This window comes from Advenella sp. FME57 (assembly GCF_014897675.1).
GTDB lineage: Bacteria > Pseudomonadota > Gammaproteobacteria > Burkholderiales > Burkholderiaceae_B > Advenella.
Genome location: NZ_JABUXU010000019.1, coordinates 80323 through 98817, shown reverse-complemented (window position 1 = coordinate 98817; position 18495 = coordinate 80323). Strand labels below are relative to the sequence as shown.

Annotated in this window: 21 protein-coding genes; 15 read left to right on the top strand and 6 right to left on the bottom strand. The window is 57.3% G+C overall.

Going from position 1 to position 18495, the window contains the following annotated elements; genetic code table 11:
• The 6 genes from INT32_RS18955 to INT32_RS18930 form a co-directional block, all read left to right on the top strand.
• On the top strand, nt 1-558 hold a 558-nt coding region (locus INT32_RS18955), incomplete at its 5' end, for a YraN family protein (protein WP_370540258.1).
• 123 nt (nt 559-681) lie between these two features.
• Nucleotides 682-1275, top strand: coding sequence for a phosphoheptose isomerase (locus INT32_RS18950; protein ID WP_193090266.1), 594 nt, complete (start codon nt 682-684; stop codon nt 1273-1275).
• Complete coding sequence (locus tag INT32_RS18945; RefSeq protein ID WP_193090265.1) at nt 1272-1976, top strand: BON domain-containing protein; 705 nt, start codon at nt 1272-1274, stop codon at nt 1974-1976. The genes INT32_RS18950 and INT32_RS18945 overlap by 4 nt, the downstream gene beginning before the upstream one ends.
• A gap of 12 nt (nt 1977-1988) precedes the next feature.
• Nucleotides 1989-2480: a peroxiredoxin gene (locus INT32_RS18940; RefSeq protein WP_193090264.1), complete on the top strand. Its 492-nt coding sequence runs from the start codon at nt 1989-1991 to the stop codon at nt 2478-2480.
• 22 nt (nt 2481-2502) lie between these two features.
• Nucleotides 2503-3405, top strand: a complete 903-nt coding sequence (gene argB / locus INT32_RS18935; RefSeq protein WP_193090263.1) for an acetylglutamate kinase — start codon at nt 2503-2505, stop codon at nt 3403-3405.
• 46 nt (nt 3406-3451) lie between these two features.
• Entirely contained in the window at nt 3452-4180 is a 729-nt protein-coding gene (locus INT32_RS18930; protein ID WP_193090262.1) for a pyrimidine 5'-nucleotidase, read from the top strand.
• Nucleotides 4181-4231: 51 nt separating this feature from the next.
• On the opposite strand, the gene INT32_RS18925 is transcribed toward INT32_RS18930, so the two are convergent.
• From INT32_RS18925 to apaG, 4 genes are all read right to left on the bottom strand, one after another.
• Nucleotides 4232-4993, bottom strand: a complete 762-nt coding sequence (locus INT32_RS18925) for a DsbC family protein (RefSeq protein WP_193090261.1) — start codon at nt 4991-4993, stop codon at nt 4232-4234.
• A gap of 182 nt (nt 4994-5175) precedes the next feature.
• Nucleotides 5176-6345 (bottom strand): FAD-dependent monooxygenase, encoded by a 1170-nt coding sequence (locus INT32_RS18920; protein ID WP_193090260.1) that lies wholly within the window; start codon nt 6343-6345, stop codon nt 5176-5178.
• Nucleotides 6342-7625: a murein transglycosylase A gene (locus INT32_RS18915; protein ID WP_193090259.1), complete on the bottom strand. Its 1284-nt coding sequence runs from the start codon at nt 7623-7625 to the stop codon at nt 6342-6344. The genes INT32_RS18920 and INT32_RS18915 overlap by 4 nt, the downstream gene beginning before the upstream one ends.
• Nucleotides 7626-7687: 62 nt before the next feature.
• Complete coding sequence (gene apaG / locus INT32_RS18910; RefSeq protein WP_193090258.1) at nt 7688-8059, bottom strand: Co2+/Mg2+ efflux protein ApaG; 372 nt, start codon at nt 8057-8059, stop codon at nt 7688-7690.
• A 94-nt stretch (nt 8060-8153) separates the two neighbouring features.
• Here apaG and rpe point away from each other — a divergent pair, with 94 nt between their 5' ends.
• The 7 genes from rpe (at nt 8154) to INT32_RS18875 (ending at nt 14270) form a co-directional block, all read left to right on the top strand.
• Nucleotides 8154-8849 carry a ribulose-phosphate 3-epimerase gene (rpe, locus tag INT32_RS18905; protein WP_193090257.1) on the top strand — a complete coding sequence of 232 codons (696 nt, stop codon included), beginning with the start codon at nt 8154-8156 and terminating at the stop codon, nt 8847-8849.
• The gene (locus tag INT32_RS18900) at nt 8846-9550 is read left to right on the top strand and encodes a phosphoglycolate phosphatase (protein WP_193090256.1); all 705 of its coding nucleotides are present in this window, start codon (nt 8846-8848) and stop codon (nt 9548-9550) included. The genes rpe and INT32_RS18900 overlap by 4 nt, the downstream gene beginning before the upstream one ends.
• A 228-nt stretch (nt 9551-9778) precedes the next feature.
• Nucleotides 9779-11299 carry an anthranilate synthase component I gene (trpE, locus tag INT32_RS18895; protein WP_193090271.1) on the top strand — a complete coding sequence of 507 codons (1521 nt, stop codon included), beginning with the start codon at nt 9779-9781 and terminating at the stop codon, nt 11297-11299.
• A 9-nt stretch (nt 11300-11308) separates the two neighbouring features.
• Nucleotides 11309-11878, top strand: coding sequence for an aminodeoxychorismate/anthranilate synthase component II (locus INT32_RS18890; protein WP_193090255.1), 570 nt, complete (start codon nt 11309-11311; stop codon nt 11876-11878).
• Nucleotides 11875-12906: an anthranilate phosphoribosyltransferase gene (gene trpD / locus INT32_RS18885; protein ID WP_193090254.1), complete on the top strand. Its 1032-nt coding sequence runs from the start codon at nt 11875-11877 to the stop codon at nt 12904-12906. The genes INT32_RS18890 and trpD overlap by 4 nt, the downstream gene beginning before the upstream one ends.
• The gene (trpC, locus tag INT32_RS18880) at nt 12903-13697 is read left to right on the top strand and encodes an indole-3-glycerol phosphate synthase TrpC (protein WP_193090253.1); all 795 of its coding nucleotides are present in this window, start codon (nt 12903-12905) and stop codon (nt 13695-13697) included. Before trpD ends, trpC begins: the two co-directional genes overlap by 4 nt.
• A 36-nt stretch (nt 13698-13733) precedes the next feature.
• Complete coding sequence (locus tag INT32_RS18875; protein ID WP_193090252.1) at nt 13734-14270, top strand: HIT family protein; 537 nt, start codon at nt 13734-13736, stop codon at nt 14268-14270.
• A gap of 225 nt (nt 14271-14495) precedes the next feature.
• Here INT32_RS18875 and INT32_RS18870 read toward each other — a convergent pair whose 3' ends face one another.
• Complete coding sequence (locus tag INT32_RS18870) at nt 14496-14783, bottom strand: hypothetical protein (RefSeq protein WP_193090251.1); 288 nt, start codon at nt 14781-14783, stop codon at nt 14496-14498.
• Between the two features lie 48 nt (nt 14784-14831).
• Between INT32_RS18870 and INT32_RS18865 the strand changes: the two genes are divergently transcribed.
• Nucleotides 14832-16472, top strand: coding sequence for a DEAD/DEAH box helicase (locus INT32_RS18865; RefSeq protein WP_193090250.1), 1641 nt, complete (start codon nt 14832-14834; stop codon nt 16470-16472).
• A 40-nt stretch (nt 16473-16512) separates the two neighbouring features.
• Nucleotides 16513-17754 (top strand): class I SAM-dependent methyltransferase, encoded by a 1242-nt coding sequence (locus INT32_RS18860; protein ID WP_193090249.1) that lies wholly within the window; start codon nt 16513-16515, stop codon nt 17752-17754.
• Nucleotides 17755-17953: 199 nt separating this feature from the next.
• Here the strand turns inward: INT32_RS18860 and INT32_RS18855 are convergent, their stop codons facing one another.
• The gene (locus INT32_RS18855; protein ID WP_193090248.1) at nt 17954-18223 is read right to left on the bottom strand and encodes a hypothetical protein; all 270 of its coding nucleotides are present in this window, start codon (nt 18221-18223) and stop codon (nt 17954-17956) included.
• Nucleotides 18224-18495 lie beyond the last annotated feature (272 nt).

Here is an 18495-nt window from a genome sequence, read left to right as displayed (position 1 = left end):
CCCCTGTGGATCCATGCCGTGACTGGAAAAAAACCTGCAAAACACGCCTGCGGCGAGCCGCAGACGCCCGCGCCCATACAAAGCCACCAGCTCATCGCGTTCACGCTGGCTGCGGCCGCGCAGGACAAGCTGCGGGCGCGGCTGCGCCGTCGGGCCGGACCAGGCACCAGCGCCCATCGCAACACGCATGAGCAACGATTATCACCGGCTCAGCAACGCGGCCTGCAAGCAGAAAGCCGCGCCATAGCCTGGCTTTGCGCGCACGGCCTGCAATTGCTGGGCACCAATCTGCGCTGCCGGTACGGGGAACTGGATGCGGTCTTTCGTGCCGATGCCCAGACCATGGTTATCGTTGAAATTCGACATCGTCGCAACGCGCGTCATGGGGGCGCGGCCGCCAGTATCACCTACGCCAAGCAGCAGCGCCTGCGCAGAACTGCGGCCTGGTTTCTGCCCCAACTGGCTGCAAGCGGATTTGGCGGCAGAACACCACACTGCCGCTTTGATGCGGTCTGCATCGAAGGCGATACACTTAACTGGCTACCTGCCGTCTTCTGAGGATCACAAAACCGTTACAATCGGTTTTGCTGACGCCTCAAACGCGCCTTTTACCGCCCGTTGCCTGCTTCGATGACAACAGCTGCCCATGCGGTTTTTTTTAACACGTGCGATAATAGCAATATGGACATCTCTTCCCGCATTTCTTTTCATTTCGATGATTCGGCCCGCGTCATCGCCCAAAGCCACCAGGTATTGGCCGAACCGCTGGCTATCGCCATCGACATGCTGGTCAATGCCATCAGCAATAATGGCAAAGTGCTCGCCTGCGGCAATGGCGGCTCGGCAGCCGATGCCCAGCATTTCATCGCCGAACTGGTCGGCCGGTTCGAACGCGATCGCATCCCGTTTGCCGGCATTTCGCTTAACGCCGACACCTCTATCCTTACGGCCGTCGGCAACGACTACGGTTTTGACAATATATTTGAACGCCAGGTACAGGCGCTAGGTCAGCCAAGCGACGTGCTGGTCGCCTTCACCACCAGTGGCAATTCGGCCAACGTGATTAAGGCGATCCGCGCCGCCCATGAACGCGAAATGCATGTCATCGCCCTTACCGGCAAGAAAGGCGGCAGTGTGACCGGCCTGCTGACCGATCAGGATGTCCATCTTTGCGTGCCGCATGACCGTACCATGCGTATCCAGGAAGTCCACTCGCTGGCACTTCACGTTTTGTGTGATGGCATTGACGCCATGTTACTTGGAGATTCCGAATGAGTGTATCGCGCCCATTTACCCTGTCCCGCTCTGCCACTGCCCTGGTTGCCCTTTCACTGTCCTGCTCGCTGCTGGCCGGTTGCGTGCCCCTGATTGTTGGTGCTGCCGCGGGCGGCACCGCCATCGTAGCCGTAGATCGGCGCTCGGCGGGCATGCAACTGGTGGACAAGAACATTGAACGACGCACCCAGAATACCATTAACGAAAGCATCGGCGAAGCCGGCCGCGTCATTGTGTCATCCTTTAATCAACGCGTCCTGCTGACCGGTGAAGTGCCCACAGAGGCCGCCAAGCAATCGGCCGAAACTATGGCGCGCAGTGCTACCGACGTCAAGCGCGTTGACAACCAGCTGACCGTGGGTCCCCGTGCCTCTTTCAGCACCCGCAGCAATGAGACCTGGATCACTTCGCGCGTCAAAGCGGAACTTCTGGCCACCAAACAGGTCCCATCAGGATCCATCAATGTGATCACCACCCGTGGTGTTGTCTATCTGATGGGTCAGGTCACCGACCTTGAAGGACAGCGTGCAGCCTCGGCTGCGGCAGGCGTCAGCGGCGTAAGCCGGGTTGTCAAGGTATTTGATATTGTTTCGGGCAGCAGCCTGAACGCGACTACCGGCACCACGGGTGCACCCACAACGGTGCCCGGTACTGAAGCCAACCCCTCTTCGGGCGGCGTGCAAACTTTCCCTATGGAATAATACCAACTACCCATGAAAAAAATCGTTCTTCCTGCCGTACTCGCCGTGGCCGCCATAGCAGGCGGGTTTATGATGACCTCATCCAAGGCGGCACCCGATGTCACGTTTACCGCGCTGGACGGGCGCCAGTTCCAGACTGCCGACCTCAAGGGCAAGGTGGTGCTGGTCAAATTCTGGGCCACCAGTTGCGTGACCTGTATTGCGCAAATGCCCGATACCATCGAGTACTATAATACCTATCACGACAAGGGCTATGAGACCGTTGCCGTGGCCATGGCCTATGACCCGCCCAATTTCGTAAAAAACTATACGACAGACAAAAAGCTGCCATTTACCGTTACCCTTGACAGCGATGGCAGCGCCGCCAAAGCCTTTGACGATATCAAGTTCACACCGGTGGCGTTTTTGCTGGATCGTCAGGGCAATATAGTCAAACGCTATATTGGCAATTACGATAAAAAAGATTTCATCAAAACGCTGGAAAATACTCTGGCACAAAACTAACTTTCAGCAACCGCGAGCTAGCATGTCTGACACACCCCTGGATATCAACGCTGTTTCACCGGCAGTCAAGGCCGACATTATTTCCGAGTCTTTGCCGTATATCCGGAAGTTCCACGGCAAGACCGTCGTGATCAAATACGGCGGCAACGCCATGGTTGAAGAACGGCTGCAACGCAGTTTCGCCAGAGACGTCGTCTTGCTCAAGCTGATCGGCCTGAACCCGGTGGTGATTCACGGCGGCGGCCCGCAAATCGACAGCGCGCTCAAGCGTCTTGGCAAGGAAGGTAACTTCATCCAGGGCATGCGTGTGACCGACGCCGACACCATGGAAGTGGTCGAGTGGGTGCTGGGCGGCCAGGTCCAGCAGGATATCGTCATGATGATCAACGAAGCCGGCGGCAAGGCCGTGGGCCTTACCGGCAAAGACGGCGGCCTGATCCAGGCCCGCAAAAAACTCATGCCCAACAAGGAAAATCCTGACGCACCACTGGATATCGGTTTCGTAGGGGATATTTCCAGCATTGATCCGTCGGTGGTCAAAGCCCTGCAGGACGATCAGTTCATCCCCGTCATTTCCCCCATCGGCTACGACGCTGAAGAAGGGGATGTCTACAACATCAACGCCGACGTGGTCGCCGGTAAAATGGCCGAAGTCCTTCAGGCAGAAAAACTGCTGATGATGACCAACACCCCGGGCGTACTGGACAAAGCAGGCCAGCTGTTGCGCAAGCTGTCGGCCAAGACCATTGATGAATTATTTGCTGACGGTACCATCTCTGGCGGCATGCTGCCGAAGATTTCATCGGCGCTGGATGCCGCCCGCAACGGTGTAAACTCCGTGCATATTGTCGATGGCCGGGTCGCTCACTGCCTGTTGCTGGAAATTCTGACAGACAAGGGTGTCGGCACCATGATCACATCATGATCACGTTTGCGGCGTTGTTACGCGTCGCAGGCGTTGCTGTTGCTGCATGATCTGTACCCCGCTCATCAAACCCCTGCAACCGCTGGTTCGCCATACCCGCACACCGCGCGTATGGCTGTTCGATCTGGACAACACACTGCACGACGCCTCGCACGCGATCTTTGGACACATCAACCAGAGTATGACGCGCGCCGTCATGCTATCGCTGGATATTGACGAAGACGAAGCGACGGTTTTGCGCAAGGCCTACTGGGCACGTTATGGGGCCACACTGATCGGGATGGTGCGGCATCACAATGTGAAAGCCGCCGATTTCCTGCACTTGAGCCATGACTTCGACATTGCCGGCAACACCAAAATCGAAAAAAACCTGTCGGCCATGCTCAATGCCGTGCCAGGCATCAAATATGTGGTCACGAATGCGCCCATGCATTACGCCAGGATCGTTCTGGATCGCCTGAATGTGCGCCACTGTTTTGCGGGAATCTGTTCCATCAATGAAATGTGCCTGCAGGGCCGGTTTCGACCCAAACCCTCACCGGCGCTGATGCAGCAGTTGCTGGTGCAGTTGCAGTGTGAGCCAACGCGCACGATTCTGGTCGAGGACACACTGAAAAACCTGAAAACGGCCAAACAGCTGCATATGAAAACCGTGCACATCTTTCATCGCGGCACACCGTTCAGTTCCATGCAGCGCATGCGGCCCGCCTATGTGGACCTGCGCGTCAACTCTGTACAGCAACTGCTGACCCATCCATTTGCCCTGTCAGCCTGACAAGCACATTAACCGGCACGCGGCCAGCCTGTCAGGGCCGGGGGCGATGAGTCACTTGCGATCCAGTTCCTGATTGAGCCGGGCGGCCGGTACATAGCCGTTGACGCGGTTGCCGCTTTCAAAGAAGATGGCGGGCGTACCCTGGACAGCCAGTTTCTGGCCCAGGGCGAGATTTTTCTCGATAGGTGTATCGCAGGTGGCTTGCTGTGGTTCAATCCCCTTGTTCATCCAGTCTGTCCATACGGTGGCCTGATCTTTGGCGCACCACACGTTAGTGGCCTTGGTCACTGAATCGGGCGCCAGAATCGGGAACAGGAAGGTGTACACGGTGACGTTATCCAGCGTAGTCAGTTCCTTATGCAGTTTTTTACAATAGCCGCAGTTGGGATCCTCGAACACGGCCATTTTGCGCGCGCCATTACCCTTAACCAGCTTGACTGCCTGGGACAGTGGCAAGGTGGAAAAATCCACCTTGGAAATTTCCTCGATCCGCTCGGTGGTTACATCGCGTTTTGTTTTGGCGTCGACCAGATTACCTGCGAGCACAAACTCGGCCTTTTCGTTGGTATACACGATATTGCCGCCCAACTGCACTTCATACAGATTGGCATAATCGGTCGGCTGCACCCGGGTCACTTCAACATCGAACGCCTTTTTTACCGCATCCCGAACGCTTTCCAGCTTTGCATTATCGGCTGTCTGAGCCTGTACGGCCGGCACGGCAAAGGCGCCCGCTACCAATATCAGCAAGCCTGCCATCGCCGCCCGGCGGTACTGCTGCCCTGTGCGTGCTTTTATCCAATTCAATCCCATTACCTTCCATCCTTTTACAACAGAAACCCATTGAGTGGCGTTGCCGCCAACGAAGCCTTGCACGAGACGTGAAAGGCGCTACTGTGGCCGGGGGCTGTCACCGACACTGTTTTGTACTGGCCACGATCTTGCACAGGTTCCGGTACCGCGCTTGCGCAGCGATACCCCTTCTTGCAAGACGATCACAACCCCGATGCCCCGGCAATCAGTTGCCGCTTGACCCAGGGAAGCTGCTGCACCAGGTTCATGCCTGTATTGCGTAAAAACGGCAGCGCAGGCAGGTCACGGGAAAACAACTGATACAGGCCATCGGTCGCCACTCGCATGGCCATAACATCGGCGGCACGCGTGCGGGCATAGCGCTCGAGTACACGCAGATCTCCATAGGACCGAAACGCCTCTTTTTCGTTCAATACTTGCGCGAGCGCCTTAACGTCGCCAAGCCCGAGATTGAGCCCCTGTCCGGCCAGCGGATGAACCCGATGCGCCGCATCGCCCACCAGTGCCACGCCCGGCGCTGCCATTTGCGCCTTTTCCAGCGTCAAGGGAAAGCCATGCAGGCGTGCGCGCATCCTGAGCGTACCCAGGCAACCCTGCGCCACCTCATTGAGGGCCTCCGGCAGCGCACGGCCCAGCGTCGCCTCGTCCATGTGCAGAAACTGATAGGCGGTTGCATCGTCAACCGACCAGACCAGCGATACCTGATGCCCTTCGCTGGTATCGGGCATGGGCAGAAAAGCCAGCACATGATGATTGCAGAACCATTGGTACGCCGTGTTCATATGAGGTTTTTCGCAAGTCAGATGCGTGACCAGCCCCTGATCGCCATAGTCTTTTTTCTGGTGCGCCATTGCGGCAGCGCTGCGCAGCGGTGACCGGGCCCCGTCGGCACCGATAAACAACTGTGCCTGCAGCGTCATGCCACCGGCCGTTGTCACCAGCCCGGGTTGCCAGGTCTGCATCGTATCGTCAATCCACGGCACACCGTAAATCGTGAGCGCCTGGAACAGGGCCCGTTCAATTTCACCCGATTCGACAATCCATGCCAGATGGGATTTGGCAGCCTGCCAGGCATCGAGCACCACCTGCCCGTCACGATCGCCATTGACCTGCATCGCATCGACAGGTGTAATCCGTTCTTGCGGCATGGCATCCCAGATGCCCAGCGACGCAAGCAGTGCCTGGCTGGCTTCGGAGATGGCATAAACGCGAGGGTGATACTGCTCGCCCGGCATGGGCGCCGGTGCCCGTTTGGGTGCCAGCAGCGCCACATTCACGCCGGCTCGGGTCAGCGCCAGCGCGCTGCCCATTCCCGCAATACCGGCACCACAGACAATCACATCGTGTTTCATCGCGCCTCCGGAACTCCTGCGCTGCGCGGCCAGAGAATCCATACCCGACCGGTCTGTTTCATGCGACCGGCCAACTCACCCGCCGCATCACCCGACCCCCAGAAAAAGTCGGTTCGCGCCACCCCTTTGATGGCAGCACCCGTGTCCTGTGCGAAGACAACACGTTGCATAGGCTGGGTCGAATGCGGCCGGGTAGTCGCCAGGAACAGCGGACTGCCCAATGGCACGTAATTGGGATCGACGGCCACCGTCCGTTCCGCCACCAGCGGAATACCATAGGCGCCCTTGGGACCTGCCGCATCGTCAGACAGCGCCTCTTCACGGAAGAACACCATGGCCTGATTGGTGTTGAGCATTTCATCGACCCGATCCGGGTGGGCTTTGGCCCAGGCCTTGATATTTTGCATATTGGCCTGCGCCAGCGGCAATTCGCCCTTGTCGGCCAGCCACTTGCCGATCGAACTATAAGGGCGGCCATTATGGTTGGCGTAGGCCAGGCGAATCATGGAGCCATCATCCAGTTGCACCCGGCCCGACCCCTGCACCTGCAGGAAAAACGCCTCGACCGGATCATTCAGCCACACAATGACCGGCGGCTTGGTATCGCGCCGGGCAATTTGCTCCCTGGTGTCGTAGGGCACGATCGTCTTGCCCGAGAGCTTGCCGCGAATACGCTTGCCTGCCAGTTCAGGATATTGCTGGCCCAGATCGATGGTCAGCAGATCATCGGGAGCGGCATACATTGGCCACTGATACTCGCCGCCATGTGAACGCGAACCATGCACCACCGGCTCATAGTAGCCCGTGACGGTATTGGTTGACTTGCCGTTCTCAGTCACCTGCCAGGGCTGCAGATGTTGCTCCAGGAAGGCCTTGACCGCAGTTGCGTCATTGCTGCGCGGGTCGATACCCGACTGTGCGGCGGCCTGGCACACCGGTTGCCAGACAGCAGGGGTAGCGCGCGCCGGCATGGCTTTGGAGCCGCTGACCGGGCGCATCAGGCCACGACAATTATTATAGAAAGTCAGCCATAAATGGCGGGCATCATCCGCATTCCAGCCGGGCAGCGACGACCAGGCAACCTGGCTATACTGGCCCGCCAGCGGTCGTGGTGGCGTAGGCGCAAAGGCCGACTGGTCCGGCACTGACAGGGGCGCGGTCATGGAGAACGACGACTGCGACGGCTGCATCCCCGCATCTTGCGTCGAACAACTTGCCAGCAGGACAAGCGCAGCCACGGCGGCAGGCAGTAGCCTGTTTGGTGCGTGCGGATTTTTCATAGTTATTTATCCAGACAAATAATGGAAGACAAGCCCAATGACACAGCAATAGTGGCGGGCGATCAATGCAGCGTTCGCGGTAGCGTCAAAATGAATTCGGGAATGTCCACGTCAAACGGGACACCGTTTTCACCTACACAGTGATAGCTGCCCTTCATGGTGCCCAAAGGGGTATTTAGCGGACACCCGCTGGTGTATTCGTACATATCGCCAGCAGCAATAAGCGGCTGTTCGCCGACAATACCCAGTCCGCGCACCTCCTGGATTTTCTCATCGCCATCGGTAATGACCCAGTGACGGCTGATGACCTGCGCTGCCGCTGTACCGGTATTGCGAATTCTCACTGTATAGGCAAAGACATATTGCGAGCGAGACGGGTCGGACTGTTCTTCGAGATAGCGCGGTGTGACTTCCACCGTCATTGTATTTACCATTCGTGCCGGATCCTCAGAAAGCTAAACGTGTTTGTATGGAATAATAGAACTTCATTGTACTTCGTGCGCCCCCTTACAGGAGAAAAACGCTGTCATGGAATTACAACCCGTTACCCGCATCGCCCCCAGCATTCTGTCAGCAGATTTTTCCCGTCTCGGAGAAGAAGTCAGAAATGTGATCAGCGCCGGCGCCGACTGGATTCATTTTGACGTGATGGATAACCATTATGTGCCCAATCTGACCATCGGACCCATGGTGTGCAAGGCCATTCGCCCCTGTACGGATGCACCCATCGATGTACACCTGATGTGTGAGCCGGTAGACGAGCTGATCCCGCAATTTGCCCAGGCCGGCGCCAATATCATTTCCTTTCATCCGGAAGCGTCGCGCCATGTGGACCGTTCGCTTTCCCTGATCCGCGACAATGGCTGCAAGGCCGGGCTGGTGCTCAATCCGGCGACGCCGCTGTCGGTGCTCGATCATGTCATGGACCGTCTGGATCTGATCCTGCTCATGTCGGTTAACCCGGGTTTCGGCGGACAATCATTCATCCCGTCTACGCTAGACAAGCTGCGCGCCACTCGCCAGCGCATTGACGCCTGGCAGGAAAAAACCGGCAACACCATTCTGCTTGAAGTCGATGGCGGCGTGAAAACAGATAATATCGCGCAAATCCACGAAGCCGGCGCCGATACCTTTGTGGCTGGCTCGGCCATTTTCGGCCAGCAGGACTACGCGGCGGTTATCGCAAACATGCGCGAACAGATTGCCGGAGTGCACCGCTCATGAGTATCCGCGCCGCACTGCTTGACCTTGACGGCACTCTGGTCGACTCCATTCCCGATCTGGCCCAGGCGGCCAATGCCATGCGCATCAAGCTCGGGTTGCCGCAACTGCACCAGGAGCTGATTGCCCAGTTTGTCGGCAAAGGTATCGATAACCTGGTGCGCCGCGCTATGACCGGCGGCGACGATGAGGCCGTTGTCACCGCCGAAGCATTCATCGTTGCCCGCGAACATTTCATTGACGCGTACCATCAGGTCAATGGCGACCGGGCCACGGTATTCGAAGGCGTGGTCGACGGGCTCAAATCCATGAAGGCGGCCGGTATTCGCCTGGCCGTCGTGACCAACAAGCCCACGGTCTTTACCGAACAGTTGCTGATTCAGACCGGGCTACGTTCGTTTTTTGATGCTGTGGTATCCGGCGACACCTGCCCCACTCGCAAGCCGGACGCCGGTCCCGTGCTGCATGCCTGCTTCCTGCTGGAAGCTGAGCCCACAGACTGCGTGTTTATCGGCGACTCCATCAACGATGCGCAGGCGGCGCAAGCGGCGGGCATGCCGGTACTCATTGTTCCTTATGGCTATAACGAAGGAAACAGTGTACAAAACCTGAAAGTCAATGATATAGTAGAGACTATCGTCGAAGCGGCCCAGTGGATTGAACGCCACAACGCATCGGCAGACCAACCTGATTTATTAACGTAAATGACTGCACGCTCCCTTTATGCTCGTTCTGCTCTGGTTGCCATGTATTGGCGCTGGTGGCGTTCGTCTGCCGGGAGTGTCACTTATTAGACTGTTCCGGATGCCGCTTTTTTTCCGCATCCGAAAATTGTAGTCAGTACGCACAATACCCGGTAATCCCTTAAAACAGGACCGGGTATTTTTGTATCTGCCCGGTCATTCAGGAAAACACAAACAGAGACCGTCATGATGACTGAAATTGAATTTAATGCACTCGCAGCACAGGGGTTCAACCGCATCCCGATCATCAAGGAAACCTACGCCGATCTTGATACCACGCTGGGTATTTACCTGAAACTGGCCCACACCGGCAAAGAAGCCGGTCGCATGACCTGCCTGCTTGAATCGGTGGTCGGGGGCGAGCAGTTCGGCCGCTATTCCTTTATCGGCCTGCCGGCCAAAACAGTGATCCGCGCCACAGGCGATCTGACCGAAGTACTGACCAACGGCGAAGTCACCGAAACCTATCGGGGCGATCCGCTGACCTTCATCCAGGCATTCAAAAAACGCATCAAGGTGGCCCTGCGCCCAGGCATTCCCCGCTTTGCCGGCGGCCTGGCGGGCTATTTCGGTTACGACACCATTCGCCATATCGAGCCGTCCCTGGGCCCCAACGTCAAACCCTATCCTCACGGCCAGAAGGAAGGCGTGCCCGATATCATGCTGATGCAGGTCGATGAACTGGTCATTGTCGACAATGTGATCGGCCGAACCTACCTCATGATCTACGCAGATCCGAACGAGGCCGAAAGCTACAGCAAGGCCCAGAAACGGCTGCTTGAACTGCGCGCCCGCCTGCGCCATCCGGTTGAAATTCCCTACAGCCTGCCCAGCCTGCAAACGACAGAAATCCGCGACTTCAAGAAAGAAGATTATCTGAAGGCCGTCCTGAAGGCCAAGGAATATATCGCCGCGGGCGACCTGATGCAGGTCCAGGTCGGCCAGGTCATTGCCAAGCCCTTCCGGGATTCGCCGCTGTCCCTGTACCGCGCCCTGCGCTCCCTGAATCCCTCTCCCTACATGTATTTCTGGAACTTCGGTGACTTTCATGTCGTAGGCTCGTCACCGGAAATTCTGGTGCGCCAGGAAACCTTCACCGAAAACGCCGAAGAGAAAACCGCCATCACCATTCGTCCGCTTGCCGGCACGCGCAAGCGCGGTGAAACACCGGAAGAAGATGCAGCTCTGGCCGACGAGCTGCGCGCCGATCCCAAGGAGATCGCCGAACACGTCATGCTGATTGATCTGGCCCGCAACGATGTGGGGCGTGTGGCCGAAACCGGCTCAGTGGAAGTGACCGACCAGATGGCGATTGAACGCTATTCACACGTGATGCATCTGGTATCGAACGTCAAGGGCATTCTGAAGCCGGACATGGATGCCATCGACGTGTTGCGCGCCAGCTTTCCCGCAGGCACCCTTACCGGTGCGCCCAAAGTGCGCGCTATGGAACTGATCGATGAACTGGAACCCGTGCGACGCGGCATCTATGGCGGCGCTGCCGGCTATCTGAGCTACAACGGCACCATGGACGTGGCCATCGCGATCCGCACCGGCGTCATCAAAAACGGCATGCTCTATGTACAGGCGGCCGCCGGCATTGTGGCCGATTCCGACCCTGAAAAAGAATGGCAGGAAACCGAAGCCAAGGCCCGCGCCGTGCTGCGCGCCGCCGAACAGGTGCAATACGGTCTGGATCAACCCATCTGAGGAACTGTCATGCTGCTCATGCTCGATAATTACGATTCGTTTACCTACAATCTGGTGCAATATTTTGGCGAACTGGGCCAGGACGTCCACGTGGTACGTAACGACCAGATGACCGTTGCGCAAATTGCTGCGCTCAATCCCGAACGGCTTTGCGTCTCCCCCGGGCCCTGCTCGCCTGCCCAGGCAGGTGTATCGGTTGAACTCATCAAACATTTCGCAGGGCAAATTCCGGTCCTGGGCGTGTGCCTGGGGCACCAGTCCATCGGCGCCGCTTTCGGCGGTAAAATCATCCGTGCCAAGCAGATCATGCACGGCAAGACTTCGGAAATTACCCATGATGGATCCGCGCTGTTTCGCAACATTCCTTCGCCTCATACCGTGATCCGCTATCACTCACTGGCGATCGAACGCGATTCATTGCCCGACTGCCTGCGCATTACGGCAGAAACGGCCGATGGGGAGATCATGGCCGTGGAGCATACCAGCCTGCCGGTTTATGGCGTACAGTACCATCCTGAATCCATTCTCAGCGAACATGGCCATGCCCTGTTGCAAAACTTTCTGGACATTCATCCATGAGCATTTCCTACACAGACGCCCTGACGCGCTGCATTGAACACCGCGAAATCTTTCATGACGAAATGCTGTACCTGATGCGCCAGCTGATGCGCGGCGAAGTGCCGCCGCCCATTGCCAGCGCCCTGCTCATGGGATTGCGCGTCAAAAAAGAAACCATCGGCGAAATTACCGCAGCCGCCACAGTCATGCGCGAATTTGCCACGCCGGTCAACATCAGCGACCCGGACAATCTGCTGGATATGTGCGGCACCGGCGGAGATGCGAGTCATACCTTCAATATCTCCACCACCGCCATGTTCGTGGCGGCCGCTGGCGGCGTGCGCATTGCCAAGCATGGTAACCGCAGCTCGTCTTCCTCTTCGGGCAGCGCCGATGTCCTGGAAGCGCTGGGCATCAATGTCATGCTCTCGCCAGAGCAGGTTGCCGAATGCGTGGAACAGACCGGTATCGGCTTCATGTTCGCGCCAACGCATCATGGCAGCATGAAAAACGTCGCCGAGATACGCAAAATGCTGGCGGTACGCACCATATTCAACATCCTGGGCCCCCTGACCAACCCGGCCAAAGCCGGCAATCAACTCATGGGCGTATTCCATCCGGATCTGGTCGGCATCCAGGTGCGCGTGCTGCAGCAACTGGGATCCAAGCATGTGCTGATCGTACACGGCAAGGACAATCTGGACGAAGCCTCGCTGGGCGCTGCAACACTGGTGGGCGAGCTCAAGGACGGCAAAGTCAGCGAATACGAAATTCATCCGGAAGACTTCGGCATGCAAATGGTCTCCATTCGCAATATTACGGTCAGCAACAAAGAAGAGTCACGCGAGCTGGTCATGAGCGCACTGAACAATGAAACGGGCACGGCCCGCGATATCGTCGTGCTCAATGCCGGTCTGGCGCTCTACGCAGGCAATCAGGCCGCCACCATGCAGGATGGGATTATTAAAGCGCGCGAACTGATCCAATCCGGGGCTGCACGTGATAAATTAGAGACATTCCGTGCCTATACCAGGAAGCTCACGACATGAACGATATTCTTGAACAGATTCTCAGCGTAAAAAAAGAAGAAGTCGCCATGCAGCGCCAGTTCCGCAGCGAAGCAGATCTGCTGCGCGAAGCCCAGGCGCGCAAGGATGTTCGCGGCTTTGCCAATGCGCTGCGCGAAAAAATCAGACAGAAAAAAACCGCTGTCATCGCCGAAGTCAAAAAAGCATCGCCGTCAAAAGGTGTGATCCGACCCAATTTCAATCCCGCCGAAATTGCCCACACCTATGCAGCACATGGCGCGACCTGCCTATCGGTGCTGACCGACGTGCAGTTTTTCCAGGGATCCAGCGATTACTTGCGCCAGGCGCGCGCCGCCTGCCCGCTACCGGTGCTGCGCAAAGACTTCATGATTGACCCGTACCAGATCATTAACGCTCGTGCGCTGGGCGCCGACTGCATCCTGCTGATCGTCGCCGCCTTGCCGGCCGACCAGCTCAAGGAAATGGAAGCGGTTGCGCAGGAACTGGACATGGATGTCCTGATCGAAGTGCACGACCGAGCCGAACTGGATATCGCCCTGGACATGAAATCATCGCTGATCGGCATCAACAACCGCAATCTGCGAACCTTCGAGACCACACTGCAAACCACGCTGGAGCTGCTCCCGCATATCCCAGAGGGACGCTTTGTCATTACCGAAAGCGGCATCCACGCGCCCGAGGACGTACGCAGCATGCATGAGAACGGGGTCTATGGGTTCCTGATTGGTGAAGCGTTCATGCGGGAAACCGATCCAGGCATCACACTTGAGTCATTTATCGTGAATCATTGATTCACCCATAAAGCATTTTCTGGGAGAACCGCGGCAGTGACCACGCATACTGAGTGCCCGCTGTGCCATGACGATGGCGCGACCGTGCTGTTCCGCAACGCATTCCTGCGCGTCATCGATGCGCAGGAGGCCGATTACCCGGCATTTACGCGGGTAATCCTCAATCGCCACGCACAGGAAATGACCGACCTGAATCAGACCGAGCGTAGCGGCCTGATGAGCGCCGTGTATCTCGTAGAAGCCCTGCAAAGGCGCCATTTCCAGCCCGATAAAATCAATCTGGCGCAACTGGGCAATATGGTTCCTCATGTGCATTGGCACATCATTGCCCGTTTTGCCGACGACAAACATTTTCCCAACCCGATCTGGGGCATGCCGCGCGAGACTGCAAATACGCCAGACGGCGGACACGCGACAGCCTGTGCCCGCAGAAATGCGCAAATCCGGCAGCACCTGCCCGCCTACCACCAGGACATCACGCAATCGTTTACCGCCCTTTTCGATGAAGTGGCAGGTACGGTGCCAGAGCAGACCCGCTTTGAGCAAACCCTGCAGCGCATCACGGATCGATGAATCTGGCGGTGCCCGGGCACCGGGCATCGGGCCCGTACGCACCCATTTAACCCTGGTGATCTGCGCCAGCCGCACGGTTGTGTGCCTGTACCGAATACGTGGCTTTTGCCGTATACGCAACACGGCTGAATGGGTATTGCAATAATAATGCTTGCATTCTAGGGAAAACACTTATATAATCATTTTCTTTGCAGCAAATTCTCTTTATTTTTGCTGCCTGGCTTATTAATCAAAAGCCGTCATCGCTCCTACCTCCAGACCCGCATGCGTATTTCCTCTGTCATGCAACGGTTGATCCGGTCGGCTCGATGCTCCGATCAACGATTCGTCTGGCCATTTCCCATTCGTTTGTTCATCCTGATCAGTAAAGTGCAGATGTGCATTGTGCATATCAGCAGGACTTTGCTGCGTGACAGAATTGTCGTTTTGTCCTGTTTGCCGATGGCCTGTCCATCGTGCGGCCTGGAGTTGCTTATGCAATCGCCCAGCATCACAACCGGAATCAACGGCCATCTGCGCTCCTGATGAACAGGCTTGCCTGACACCTACTTAGGATTACAAATGTCATTTGATTCTCTGGGTCTATCACCCATTCTTCTTGCTGCCCTGAACAAGGCCGGCTTCACCCAACCTACTCCAGTGCAAACCGAAGCGATCCCCAAAGCCCTCGAAGGCAAGGATCTGATCGTCTCTGCACAGACAGGTAGCGGTAAAACCGCAGCATTCATGCTGCCCTCATTGCACCGTATTGCCGGCATGCCTGGCAACAAAGGCATGGGCGTACAGGTATTGGTTTTGACACCGACCCGCGAGCTGGCCCTGCAGGTTGCAGAAGCCACCAGATCATACGGCGTTGGCATTGACGATCTGCGTATCGCCACTGTGGTCGGCGGCATGCCTTACGGCGCGCAGATCAAAGCACTGTCGCGTCGTGTTGACGTGCTGGTTGCCACCCCCGGCCGTCTTATTGACCACCTGAACGCACGCCGCGTCAATCTGTCACAGGTTCACACCCTGGTGCTGGACGAAGCCGACCGCATGCTGGATATGGGCTTCATCGAAGACATCGAAAGCATTGTTGCGCAAACACCACGTGATCGTCAGACACTGATGTTCTCCGCCACATTCGAAGGTACTGTTGCCCGTCTGGCCGCCGATATGCTGAACAATCCGCTGCGTATCGATATCGCCGGACAGAAACAGAAACACGCCAACATTACCCAAACCCTGCTTTACGCAGATGACAGCGGCCACAAATTGCGCCTGCTGGGTCACCTGCTGCGTGACGCCTCCATGGATCAGGCCATTGTCTTTACTTCTACCAAACGGGGCGCCGATGCACTGGCCGAACGTCTGGAAGATGAAGGTTTTGCCGCTTCCGCCCTGCATGGCGATATGAATCAGCGTCAGCGCACCCGCACACTGGGTATGCTGCAAAAAGGTCGCCTGCGCGTGCTGGTTGCAACCGACGTTGCCGCCCGCGGTATTGACGTGCAAGGCATCAGCCATGCCATCAACTTCGATCTGCCCATGCAGGCTGAAGACTACGTTCACCGTATCGGTCGTACCGGCCGTGCAGGTCGCAACGGTCAGGCATTTACGCTGGCAACCCATGGCGAACGTCATAAAATCCGCCGTATCGAACAGTTCACCGGCCAGCCTATGCCTGCCGAAGTGATTGCTGGCCTGGAACCGGTCAAGTCGGCCGAGAGTGGTCGCGGTGCCGGCGGCGGCAAGGGTCGTGGCGGCAAGCCAAATAGTTCACGCCAGGGTCGCCCAGGTGGCGGTTCGCGCGAGAAAGATCATGCCCGCACCGGTTTTGGTCATCGCAAAGGCGGCAGCGCTCCTTCTTACGGCGCCCGTGAAGATTCACGTTCTGCCGAAGGCCGCCCCGAGCGCGCTCGTCCGGCACGCTCTTATGACGCGCCTCGTGAATCGCTGATTGACCGTGCAGCTACGTCGCTGTCACGCAATCCGTTCTCATCTGATCGCCCGCGCACCGAAAAAAGCGGTTTCGTCAAAGCCGATGCAGCACCGGCACCGCGCAAGCCACGCACCGAGTTCGCTCCTGCTCCGGCCCGCAAGCCTCGCCCAAGCACCCGTTCCGACGGCGGCTTCAGTGGTGATCGCACAGCACGCTCAGACAAACCCGCTTTTGCTCGCAGCAAAAAGAAACCGAGTTCATCACGCACCTGGGCGTAAGCCTTTATAATGATCTTTCCCGAAGTAACGTTGGAAAGATATGCGTGCAGACCCAACCGGCCCTGCGCTGCCCCAAATCCAGGAAGCAGCGCAGCGCTATAGCGAAAACGCCCGGCACAAGCTTGCCGGGCTTATTCATGAAGCCGGCCCCCAGGGGCTGCCCTTCGCGCGCTGGATGCATGCCGCGCTGTACGATCCCCAAGCCGGCTATTATGCCGGCGCCCCCCTCAAATTCGGAGATACCGCCGCCGCAGGCACCGCACTGCAAGGCGACTTTGTCACGGCACCAGAACTGACGCCGTGGTTTGGCCGCAGCCTGGCCAGGCAAATCGGCCCCATTCTCGCCCACATCGGCACCCCTCATATTCTGGAATTCGGCGCTGGCTCTGGCGCCCTTGCCGAGCATATACTGCAGGCCCTGCTGCCCGAATTTCCCCAACTGCAATATTACATTCTGGATATTTCACCGGACCTGACGCAACGGCAACGGCAACGGCTTGCCCCTTTCGGGGACAGCGTGCAATGGCTGCACAGCCTGCCTTCGGGCTTTACCGGCTGCGTCATTGCCAATGAAGTTCTTGATGCCATGCCCGTCTCGCTGTTTGAATGGGGCGAGGATGGCAATGTCTATGAACTGCACGTCATCAACAAACCAGGTGAAGCATCAGCGGTGGCGGACCCGCAAGCAGGCCAGGATAACCAGGCCTGGTCACATTTTGACTTTCTGCGCGTTCCCGCCAGTGCCCTATTGGAGCAGGCTGTAAGGGCGCGCATGCCGGCGCTGCCCGGCTATCGATCCGAAATAAACCTGCAAGGCGAATCTTGGGTATCGAGCCTGGGACAGTGGCTCAATCAAGGTGCCGCCCTGCTGATCGACTACGGCTTTCCGCAGCACGAGTACTATCACCCACAACGCAGCCAGGGCACACTCATGTGCCATCTGCTGCATCATGCGCACAGTCAGGTGCTGCATTTTCCCGGAATCCAGGACATTACTGCGCACGTAGACTTTACTGCCATGGCCGATGCGGCGCTGGCCGCAGGTCTGGAAGTGCTCGGCTACACCTCGCAAGCCCGCTTTTTGCTCAACTGCGGGCTGCTGCAGATGTTAAGCGATCTGGACCCCGGCGACACCGCGCACTACGCGCGCGAAATTGGCCCGGTGCAAAAACTGCTGTCAGAAGCCGAAATGGGAGAACTGTTCAAGGTGCTGGCCATCGGCAAAAATGTGGATATGGATCTGGCCGGGTTTGCCACGGGAGATCGCCGCCATCGGCTGTAAGCGTACGGCACCTGGCCTGCGGCTGTCGGAAAGTCGGCGCAGCTTTGATAGACAGTCGGCGCGGATGAGCCATCGGATCGACTGAACTGTCGGATCGGATGAGTGGGCGGAACACCTACCGCTGTGGCCGACCAGAACCCGGCAGGCAGCCCAGACTGACGCCGGCAAAGCAAGCGCGCCTAGGCTGGCGACAGGCCTGTCAGCCCTTGAGCGCCTGTTCCAGCAATTGTCCGATAATGTCGTTGGTGCTTTTATCCTGCTGGACAGCGCGCTCACGGATCTGGTGGATCACATCCTGCCTGAGCTTGACCGGAAAAGAGACCAGCCCCTGGGCCTGGTCCACCTTGCGTTGTGCGCGGCGGTCAAGTGCAGCATCAGCAGCGCCACCGAATTGGCCCGGCAGACCTTCCTGTTTCATTTTTCCCATTGTTTTTTGCGCTTTGACTTTTTCAAGGTCGAATTTTTTCATTGTTATAGTCCGTATAGTAGGAAGAATAAGAGGCGCGGCAACGCCAGAACAGACTCAATCGCCCCTGATCCGAGTCATCCTGTCAAAAGGACAAATTGCAGCACACGCCGCGCGAGTCTACAGCATCCGTTATATGGACGCAAATACTTCATGCGCCAATGTCAATCTGCTACATTTTTACACGAATGCAATATCGGTTTATTAAACTTGCAATCTATATTAAAGTGGTTATTACTTAAAGTTTAAAGTGGATACAACTTAAAGTGGCTCAC

Coding starts and splice junctions, on each gene's coding strand:
- INT32_RS18950 (WP_193090266.1), top strand. CDS start 682: ATGGACATCTCTTCCCGCATTTCTTTTCATTTCGATGATTCGGCCCGC.
- INT32_RS18945 (WP_193090265.1), top strand. CDS start 1,272: ATGAGTGTATCGCGCCCATTTACCCTGTCCCGCTCTGCCACTGCCCTG.
- INT32_RS18940 (WP_193090264.1), top strand. CDS start 1,989: ATGAAAAAAATCGTTCTTCCTGCCGTACTCGCCGTGGCCGCCATAGCA.
- argB (WP_193090263.1), top strand. CDS start 2,503: ATGTCTGACACACCCCTGGATATCAACGCTGTTTCACCGGCAGTCAAG.
- INT32_RS18930 (WP_193090262.1), top strand. CDS start 3,452: ATGATCTGTACCCCGCTCATCAAACCCCTGCAACCGCTGGTTCGCCAT.
- INT32_RS18925 (WP_193090261.1), bottom strand. CDS start 4,993: ATGGGATTGAATTGGATAAAAGCACGCACAGGGCAGCAGTACCGCCGG.
- INT32_RS18920 (WP_193090260.1), bottom strand. CDS start 6,345: ATGAAACACGATGTGATTGTCTGTGGTGCCGGTATTGCGGGAATGGGC.
- INT32_RS18915 (WP_193090259.1), bottom strand. CDS start 7,625: ATGAAAAATCCGCACGCACCAAACAGGCTACTGCCTGCCGCCGTGGCT.
- apaG (WP_193090258.1), bottom strand. CDS start 8,059: ATGGTAAATACAATGACGGTGGAAGTCACACCGCGCTATCTCGAAGAA.
- rpe (WP_193090257.1), top strand. CDS start 8,154: ATGGAATTACAACCCGTTACCCGCATCGCCCCCAGCATTCTGTCAGCA.
- INT32_RS18900 (WP_193090256.1), top strand. CDS start 8,846: ATGAGTATCCGCGCCGCACTGCTTGACCTTGACGGCACTCTGGTCGAC.
- trpE (WP_193090271.1), top strand. CDS start 9,779: ATGACTGAAATTGAATTTAATGCACTCGCAGCACAGGGGTTCAACCGC.
- INT32_RS18890 (WP_193090255.1), top strand. CDS start 11,309: ATGCTGCTCATGCTCGATAATTACGATTCGTTTACCTACAATCTGGTG.
- trpD (WP_193090254.1), top strand. CDS start 11,875: ATGAGCATTTCCTACACAGACGCCCTGACGCGCTGCATTGAACACCGC.
- trpC (WP_193090253.1), top strand. CDS start 12,903: ATGAACGATATTCTTGAACAGATTCTCAGCGTAAAAAAAGAAGAAGTC.
- INT32_RS18870 (WP_193090251.1), bottom strand. CDS start 14,783: ATGGCCGTTGATTCCGGTTGTGATGCTGGGCGATTGCATAAGCAACTC.
- INT32_RS18865 (WP_193090250.1), top strand. CDS start 14,832: ATGTCATTTGATTCTCTGGGTCTATCACCCATTCTTCTTGCTGCCCTG.
- INT32_RS18860 (WP_193090249.1), top strand. CDS start 16,513: ATGCGTGCAGACCCAACCGGCCCTGCGCTGCCCCAAATCCAGGAAGCA.
- INT32_RS18855 (WP_193090248.1), bottom strand. CDS start 18,223: ATGAAAAAATTCGACCTTGAAAAAGTCAAAGCGCAAAAAACAATGGGA.